This is a genomic window from Brevibacillus sp. FW301-21C12A (assembly GCF_058788915.1).
This window is the reverse complement of the sequence record NZ_JBYTBG010000037.1, coordinates 41,724-49,467: the sequence shown is the minus strand read 5'-3', so window position 1 is coordinate 49,467 and position 7,744 is coordinate 41,724. Positions and strand designations below refer to the sequence as shown.

General features: G+C 54.0%; 9 protein-coding genes. 2 read left to right on the top strand and 7 right to left on the bottom strand.

The genetic code is table 11. The annotated features are described in order from the left end of the window. Positions 1-58: 58 nt before the first annotated feature. From AC3WQH_RS19670 to AC3WQH_RS19645, 6 genes are all read right to left on the bottom strand, one after another. Positions 59-892 carry an IS1380 family transposase gene (locus AC3WQH_RS19670; RefSeq protein ID WP_327953962.1) on the bottom strand — a complete coding sequence of 278 codons (834 nt, stop codon included), beginning with the start codon at positions 890-892 and terminating at the stop codon, positions 59-61. Between the two features lie 364 nt (positions 893-1,256). After that, on the bottom strand, positions 1,257-1,694 hold the full coding sequence (locus tag AC3WQH_RS19665) for a DUF350 domain-containing protein (RefSeq protein WP_005828397.1): 438 nt from the start codon (positions 1,692-1,694) through the stop codon (positions 1,257-1,259). A gap of 21 nt (positions 1,695-1,715) precedes the next feature. After that, the gene (locus AC3WQH_RS19660; protein WP_492332216.1) at positions 1,716-2,945 is read right to left on the bottom strand and encodes a glutathionylspermidine synthase family protein; all 1,230 of its coding nucleotides are present in this window, start codon (positions 2,943-2,945) and stop codon (positions 1,716-1,718) included. A gap of 11 nt (positions 2,946-2,956) precedes the next feature. Continuing rightward, on the bottom strand, positions 2,957-3,226 hold the full coding sequence (locus AC3WQH_RS19655; RefSeq protein ID WP_005828395.1) for a hypothetical protein: 270 nt from the start codon (positions 3,224-3,226) through the stop codon (positions 2,957-2,959). 11 nt (positions 3,227-3,237) lie between these two features. Then, positions 3,238-3,687: a hypothetical protein gene (locus AC3WQH_RS19650; RefSeq protein ID WP_025843876.1), complete on the bottom strand. Its 450-nt coding sequence runs from the start codon at positions 3,685-3,687 to the stop codon at positions 3,238-3,240. A gap of 196 nt (positions 3,688-3,883) precedes the next feature. Continuing rightward, positions 3,884-4,684, bottom strand: a complete 801-nt coding sequence (locus AC3WQH_RS19645) for an inositol monophosphatase family protein (RefSeq protein WP_005828393.1) — start codon at positions 4,682-4,684, stop codon at positions 3,884-3,886. A 170-nt stretch (positions 4,685-4,854) separates the two neighbouring features. Here AC3WQH_RS19645 and AC3WQH_RS19640 point away from each other — a divergent pair, with 170 nt between their 5' ends. After that, a complete protein-coding gene (locus tag AC3WQH_RS19640) occupies positions 4,855-5,232 on the top strand; it encodes a hypothetical protein (RefSeq protein WP_005828392.1) in 378 nt (125 codons plus the stop codon). 52 nt (positions 5,233-5,284) lie between these two features. Here AC3WQH_RS19640 and AC3WQH_RS19635 read toward each other — a convergent pair whose 3' ends face one another. Then, positions 5,285-5,764, bottom strand: a complete 480-nt coding sequence (locus AC3WQH_RS19635; RefSeq protein WP_492332215.1) for a PaaI family thioesterase — start codon at positions 5,762-5,764, stop codon at positions 5,285-5,287. 213 nt (positions 5,765-5,977) lie between these two features. Between AC3WQH_RS19635 and ilvD the strand changes: the two genes are divergently transcribed. Next, entirely contained in the window at positions 5,978-7,654 is a 1,677-nt protein-coding gene (gene ilvD, locus AC3WQH_RS19630) for a dihydroxy-acid dehydratase (protein WP_005828390.1), read from the top strand. Positions 7,655-7,744 lie beyond the last annotated feature (90 nt).

Below are 7,744 nucleotides of genomic sequence, written 5' to 3'. Positions count from 1 at the left end.
CATTCCAAGACCCAGCATACAGGAGGCGCTTTTTTCTTTCAAAGCTCAAATTTCTTCATTACAGGAATGGCTCCTCGGATTCAGAGGAAAAAGAGGGAGCGGGGCTGATTTCCTCTGCCATAGCGTGAAGCTTGGCATTGGCTTTTAAACGAATGACGTAACTCACTTCTTTGTCTTCGCATGTTTCATACAGGGATGGAATGGCAAATCCACTATCGCCGCGAACGAGTATATCCATATGCGGAAGTTGATTCAAGTAGCTGTCAATGATGTCGCTTACCATGTCTTCCGCCCCTTTGGATGTATATTGTTCACCAGGGCGATTGACCGCAGAAAGACACATGCCTGTCATACAATCGAACGCCATTAAAGGGTGAAATCCAGTTGTCTTGTAATGGGTATTAAACGCGCTATTTTCCTGATTTCCATAGGTTTGGAAATACGTGGAATCGACATCGATGGTGAGCTGATGTTGATCTAATCGTTTGTGAGTGTCGATACTTGATTGCAGGAGGAAATCATTCATTTGGTCGATGTTTTCGGGTGTAAAAGCCCCATATGTTCGTGACACAGTTGGTTGGCTAGCCAAGTAATCCTTTTCTGTAACCTGAGTAAAGACCGGATCGTCCACAAGACGTTTCGCAGCGTAATCACGATGGTACCCTGCTAGATGTTGAAAGACTAGTTGTTCAACAACAGATGGGTAGGTATGGTCCGGTAAATGACGCTCATCTTGAATATGAAGGGTGTTATGAAGAGATTGAAAATAACCGATTTTATGTGCAGACTCTTTATAAAGAATCAGTCCTCCATCCGACGTGATTCTTTCATGAGATAGACCAATTTTTAAATTGGGATTGAAGTTTGTTTTTATTTCGTTTAAAGTAGGCATAAGGGAACCTCCATTTGTTTGGTTTAGACACTTTAAACATAACAGAGGCTTCCCTTTTTTTGTACTCTTTTTTCACTTTTTAGGTGAAAGGTACCAGTAGAGAGAACACTTGGTACATATTCGTTTGGGAGAATTTTGGATTTTTTGGTGAATAATCTAGGTGAAAATATATTTGCACATCTTTTCGTTTTGCTGGATAAGAAAACCTCTATCGAATCCTGCTCAAGGATGAGCGACCACGTCTTAGCGAAAGGTTGTTCTTGCCGAATCGGTTGTTTGCTCTTGCAAGTTTACGCTATCCGATTCAGTCAAACAAGCTGCCGGCAGCACCGACAGCTTGTTTCTTCGTTATTCCCATTTTTTCCTAGTAGCTGATGAGCGCAGCCATCAGCAAGCCTGCCGCAATGCTCAATCTGGAGGCGAAAATGCCTACAGACACGTTGCCGTTCGGGATTTCAGACACGACCTTGAACGGCGTCACCCACTCGAACAAATAAAAAATGATGACTTGAAACACCATGCCGACCAGGCCCCATACAACCAAATCCCACAGGTTGACCGAATGGTAGACAGCAGATGCGAGCACGATTGCCAGCCCGATAATTTTTCCGCCCAGGTCGTGTGCTGCCGCCTTGGCCGCCGCCATTTTTTTCGGGTCGTCTGTCTGCGCCCCGTCCTTGATGAGAGCGAACTCCTTATACGGAGTCGTAAACGTAAACACGAAAATACCTACTGCCAATATCGGAATTGTCACGGCCATATAGGCCAAAAAATTGAGTATGTAGCTCCATTGCGTAATCATGCCGCGCCCCTCTCCTTTTCGCTATCCTTTCATGCCGACTGGCAAGTAATACGACAGGTTGTTTGTAATCGGACCTCCGACCCGGGCCACGATTGCGGATGCTTCCCCGCCAATCCAGAAGGAGCCCCACAACAGCCGTCCGGCGTAGGGACCCGCCACGGTCTGCACCGTGATTTCGGGCAGCTCCACCCGCTTTTGGTAGATCATCGGCTGCTCCCAGTAAAATTCCTCCTGGTCTTTCTCCACCAAAGTGCCGTCTGCCGCAAACAGGGCCACTCCGCCCCCTTCTCTGCCGAAAATGGGCTTGGTTACATAGTCTTCTGTCCCTGCAAAACGGTTTTCAAAATAGGTCGGAAGCATGTAGGCGTCGATGGTCGCATGCTCTTCTGCGGTAAAAAACTCGCCCGCCTCGTGCAAGTTCCAGATGAGCGCCTGCAGCGCCTTTGTCTGGATCAAAAACGCGGACGGCGGATTGATGATCGCAAGCTTTCTGTCCGCAATCAGCGCCAGGACGTGCTCGCCTGTCGGGTAGCCGTCTTCGTCCCGCTCGTCTGCGAGCTTTTCCAGCGCATGCAAACGGTACAGCACATCGACGGGAAGCAGGCTGTCGCCGTCCTGCACGTACAGTCCGTCCTCCCAGACGCGCAGCTTTTCCAGCGGCGCAAACCGGGCAGCGATCTCCGTCTTTTCCATTAAATAAAGCGTGGTGCCCTTGTCTTCCTCGTGCCAGTCCAGCGAGCTGAACCAGACGTGCTCTACCGGATAGCCCATGTCCCTGTAAGCTTGCAGCAGCTTGGCAAAAGCGTGGCGCAACTGGACGTCCATGCCGGCATTCGGATTGTTCACTCCGAAAAAGCGGCAGGCGTGCTCGTTGACGTAAAAAGCTTCGACGATCCCGGTCGGCGTGTCGCTGTTGCACTCCAGCATTTTCAGCCCCGCTTGCGTCTCGGCAAAATCAAAGCGCCCGATCGCCGTAGGCAGCTTGGGCAAAACGGCGGTTCTGACCGTTTGCAGCGCTTGCTGCGGGACTCCCAGTTCGAGCAGGAGCGCGTCGTCTGCCTGCTGCAGCACAGGCGTCACTTTGGTGAAAATCCGGCCCAGCGCAGCCGTTGCCGTCGCAAGCTCGTCTCGAAACGATGCCGGGATGAGGTGCAGATCGGCCAGCGCGTACTCTTCGCCGTACATCCAATCCCATGTAAAAATGCCTTCTTCACGCAAAGGGCCGTACAGCGCTTCTCTTCGGTTCCGCACGTCCACTGGCCTCACCCCGAGCTGGACACGCCGGAGCTGCCGATACCGCCCTTGGAGCTGCTCGGGCTAATGCCGCTTGATACGCCTTGCGACTTGCTTTTCGACGAGCCGCCTCCGTAGTAGGTGGACGACCCGCCGCGCGAGCTGCTTCCTCCGTCGTCGCAATAGCCGTCATTGTCTCTGTCGTAGCAATCGTCATCATAGTCTGACGAACAGCCGCTGATGGCCATCGTAGCAGCCACGAACAGGCCGACGACCTTGGCCGATTTTGTCAGTGCCATCCTCTTCCCTCCTACCCTGCCGGCCGCGCGTAGAAAATGTACACCTGGCGATCTTCGTCCACTTCCGCCGATGTTTTTTCCCACTCGCGTCCATTCAGGTACAAATAGTCGCTTTGCAAGTGCAAGAGAGCATCGTCGTCGTCCTTGAACGAAAACGTGTGCACGAGCGGGTAAAGCCGTGTGTTCTCGCGGTACTCCCGCATCTCGATCTGGATGCTCCCCCAGCGCACGGACGGCCTCTCCGCGTAGTCCACAGCCGTCTCCTCCGTCGAATGCCGGACGTAGATCACGTACGTCCCCTGCTCAATCGCGCAGGAAGTCTTCTCGTAGACGACATGCCCTTTCACCAGGTAGTCGCAGGCAAAGCGCAAGGACACTTCGTCCTTGTCGATCCGGTCGTAGTAAAACAAGACCGGGTAACCGTTCGCCTCATCCAGCAGCCGATATTCCAATCTGGCCATTTTTTCACCCCGTTTGTACGAAAATGCTGCTTCTTTCACGACACGCAACATTTTATACGCGCTACGAAACATTTGGTTGCCAAAAAATTAAAAAAATCGGATGAACAGGAAAAAGCTGGTGCGAGAGTCCCGACCCAAGCCCCAGCCGCGATGTTTCCTGTGAAAAAGGTCGCGCTACCGGCAGTCCGGCAAAGCCTTAGCGCAGACAATCCGCCATGCTCTGCTCCAGCAGCAGGCCGCGAATCGGCTCGTGCAAATGCCCGTTCGTCGCCAAAAGCGAGCGCACCTGATCTTGGGCAAACGGCTCGTGCCGGTACGGTTTCCCTTGCCAGTCGGTGATGGTCGCTCCCGCCTCGCTCGCGATGACGATCCCCGCAGCGACGTCCATGATGCCCGAGCGCTGCATGACGATATAGTCCAGCCAGCCGTTGGCGAGCAGACACCAGTCGAGCGCCGGAGCGACGTTGCGCAAAATCCGCTTCGTGTTCAGCACAAACGGCTCCGTAAAGGCCAACTCCTCCTGCTTGGTCACCGTATTGCGCCCGCGGATGTAGGTCCCGACTGCGCGCGTCAAGTCTGTCCGGTTGTTGATCGACATGCGCCTGCCGTTCAAAAACGCGCCCTTCCCTTTTTCCGCCCAGAACATTTGCCCTGCCACCGGGTTGTAGACGACGCCGAGGACGAGATCGCCCTTGTGCTGCAAGGCAATCGAAATACTGAAGTACGGATGGCCGATAAAGTAGTTGTTCGTGCCGTCCAGCGGATCGACAATCCACAAATATTCTTCGTCGCGGCTGACCATTCCGACTTCCTCGGAAAAAATCGTATGCGTCGGGAAATGGCGGTGCAGTACCTCGATAATGCGCTGCTCGCTGCCTTTGTCCTCCGGCAGCTTCACGTCGTTATGCAGTTCCTCATCCGGCGTAAGCTGTTCGAGAAAACGCTCCTTTAAAAATGCTCCTGCTGCACTTGCTGCTTCTTTGGCTATTTCCAGCATCGGCTTTTCGCCCCTTCCTATGGTCTGTCATTGTTTTCCCTTGCATTCCGGCTCCTGACTTCACTATGATAGAGTGACACCCATCTCGCGAAAGACAGATACGCAGCGCGGTCCCGAGCCACAAGCCAGCCTTTTCCCATCGGTGCCCGACGCTTTTAGGAGGGGAAAACATGAACAGCGATTTCATTCGCCTGAAAAATATGGAGGGTGAGCTTAAATTCACCCAAATGAACAATAGCTACGGCTTCTCGGTCACGACGAAGGAGCTTGTCTTTTTCAAGCCGCACCTGACCTACCACCTGTTTTTGCACGACATCGTCAGCATGGTGCCGCATAAGCTCGACAACGCGCCCGTGTCCTTTCGCCTGAACCGCGAAACCGTCCACACCACGTTTGGCTCCCAATACTACAAGATCGGCGTCAAGTGGGCCAGAATCGTCTCCCGCTCCGGCATCGTGGAGAAGGAAAACATGGAGTTTATCGTCCCTCTCTCCGCCAAAATGCTCACTTACATTACACAATACAGCGGGCTTGTTGTGATCCGGTAAAGCCTGGGTAAAAAAACAGCTCTGGGGTGTGCGTATTTCGCACGCCTTTTTGCTATTTTCTGCTCAGGACGATAAACGTCCCGGTGCCGTGGGCGACCCGCTTGTTGCGCTCGTCGTACACCGTGCCCTCCATGACGACCAGCGTGTGCCCCCGGTGCAAAAACGTCGCTTCGGCGCAAAGCCGCTTCCCTACTCCGGGCCGCAAGTAGTTGATTTTCAATTCGGTCGTGACCGCGTACTGCTCCGGCGGCAGCGAGCGGTTGATTAGCGAACCCATGGCCGAGTCGATCAAGGTGGCGAGAATCCCCCCGTGCACCGCTCCCCCGGAGTTGTGCATGAACACGGTGAGAGGCAGCTCGAAGCGATACGACTGCTTCGTTTCGTCGATAAACTCTCCCTTCAGGCCAAGAAAGCCGGATAAATAGGCGCTTTTGCGCTCGCGCTTCTGGCGGATTGCCTGCAAAGCCAGCTCCAGTATTTTCCGTTCCTCGTCATTTCCTTCCGCCCAGACATTTTTTAGCTCTTCTATCATTTTGTTCACTCCAACAAAAATAGACTCATTCCTTTTATTGTAGCCCATAAAGCTGGTTTCCGCCATGTCTCCAAAAACCGGTCACAGCCGCTCACAGGCAGCAGACTGAGCAAATGTTCAGACTTTTACGGTTGTTTCTATTAATAAAAATTGATAAGATAGTGCAAAACATAAGACAGGTAACTTTCACGTGTAGGAAGGGAGAGTTTCACATTGGCTAGACAACGAAGTGACATGATTAAAAAAGGTTTTGACCGCGCTCCGCACCGCAGCTTGCTTCGTGCGGCAGGAGTAAAGGACGAGGATTTCGACAAACCGTTTATCGCCATTTGCAACTCTTACATCGACATTATCCCGGGCCACGTGCACTTGCAGGAATTTGGCAAGCTGGTCAAGGAAGCTGTTCGTGCCGCTGGCATGGTTCCTTTTGAGTTCAATACGATCGGGGTTGACGACGGCATCGCCATGGGCCACATCGGCATGCGCTACTCGCTCCCGAGCCGCGAAATCATCGCAGACAGCCTGGAAACGGTCGTAGCCGCGCACTGGTTCGACGGCATGATCTGCATTCCGAACTGTGACAAGATCACCCCGGGCATGATTATGGGCGCCCTGCGCGTCAACATCCCGACTGTATTCGTGACAGGCGGCCCGATGAAAGCAGGCAAAACGAGCGACGGCCGTTCCATCTCGCTTTCTTCTGTATTCGAAGGCGTCGGGGCTTACCAGGCTGGCCTGATCGACAACAAGCAACTGGAAGAACTGGAACAATACGGATGCCCCACCTGCGGTTCCTGTTCCGGTATGTTTACCGCCAACTCGATGAACTGTCTGCTCGAAGCGATCGGTCTGGCGCTGCCAGGCAACGGCACTGTTCTCGCCGTCTCTCCGGAGCGCCGCGAGCTGGTAAAATCCTCCGCAGAAAAGCTCAAGCACCTGATCGAGCAAGACATCAAGCCGCGCGACATCGTTACACTGGAAGCGATCGACGACGCCTTCGCGCTCGACATGGCGATGGGCGGCTCTACGAATACCGTTTTGCACACGCTGGCAATCGCCCAGGAAGCGGGAATCGAATACCCGATCGAGCGCATCAACGAAGTGGCGAAGCGCATCCCGCACATTTGCAAGCTGGCGCCATCCTCTGACTACCACATCGAGGACTGCCACGAAGCGGGCGGCGTGTCCGCTGTGCTCAAGGAGATCGCGCGCAAAGAAGGCGCGATTCATCCGAACCGGATTACCGTGACAGGCAAGACGCTGGCAGAAAACATCGCCAACGCCGAAATCAAAAACGACCAGGTGATTCGTCGTCTGGAAAATCCGTACAGTGCCTCCGGCGGTCTGGCCGTCCTGTTCGGCAACCTGGCCGAGCAAGGCTCGATCATCAAAACCGGCGGTGTCGATCCTTCTATTAAAAGACACGAAGGTCCGGCGATCTGCTTCGACTCGCAGGAGGAAGCACTGGCGGGCATCGCCGCTGGCAAGATCAAATCCGGGCACGTCGTCATCATTCGCTACGAAGGACCAAAAGGCGGCCCCGGCATGCCGGAAATGCTCGCTCCTACCTCGCAAATCGTCGGGATGGGACTCGGCAAGGAAGTCGCGCTCGTCACAGACGGACGCTTCTCCGGCGCTTCCCGCGGAATCAGTATCGGCCACGTCTCGCCGGAAGCGGCGGAAGGCGGCCCGATCGCTTTCGTCCAGGACGGAGACATCATCTCCATCGACCTCGAAGAGCGCTCGATCCACCTGCACGTGGACGAGGCTGAGCTGGCCCGCCGCCGCGAAGGCTGGCAGGAATTCCAGCCGAAAGTCAAAACAGGCTACCTGGCCCGCTACTCCAAGCTGGTGACGAATGCGAGCATGGGCGGCGTTATGAAAATCTAGTCGCGTTTCTTTATAAAAGACACCCCCCTGCCTTTGGACAAGCTGTCCGCTCAGGCAGGGGGTTTTTCCTATGCAAAAGCCGCTTGTTAC

Bases quoted from the DNA above. Each gene is read 5' to 3' on its own strand.
- AC3WQH_RS19670 (WP_327953962.1), bottom strand. From the start codon at position 892: ATGCCTACTTTAAACGAAATAAAAACAAACTTCAATCCCAATTTAAAA.
- AC3WQH_RS19665 (WP_005828397.1), bottom strand. From the start codon at position 1,694: ATGATTACGCAATGGAGCTACATACTCAATTTTTTGGCCTATATGGCC.
- AC3WQH_RS19655 (WP_005828395.1), bottom strand. From the start codon at position 3,226: ATGGCACTGACAAAATCGGCCAAGGTCGTCGGCCTGTTCGTGGCTGCT.
- AC3WQH_RS19650 (WP_025843876.1), bottom strand. From the start codon at position 3,687: ATGGCCAGATTGGAATATCGGCTGCTGGATGAGGCGAACGGTTACCCG.
- AC3WQH_RS19645 (WP_005828393.1), bottom strand. From the start codon at position 4,684: ATGCTGGAAATAGCCAAAGAAGCAGCAAGTGCAGCAGGAGCATTTTTA.
- AC3WQH_RS19640 (WP_005828392.1), top strand. From the start codon at position 4,855: ATGAACAGCGATTTCATTCGCCTGAAAAATATGGAGGGTGAGCTTAAA.
- AC3WQH_RS19635 (WP_492332215.1), bottom strand. From the start codon at position 5,764: ATGATAGAAGAGCTAAAAAATGTCTGGGCGGAAGGAAATGACGAGGAA.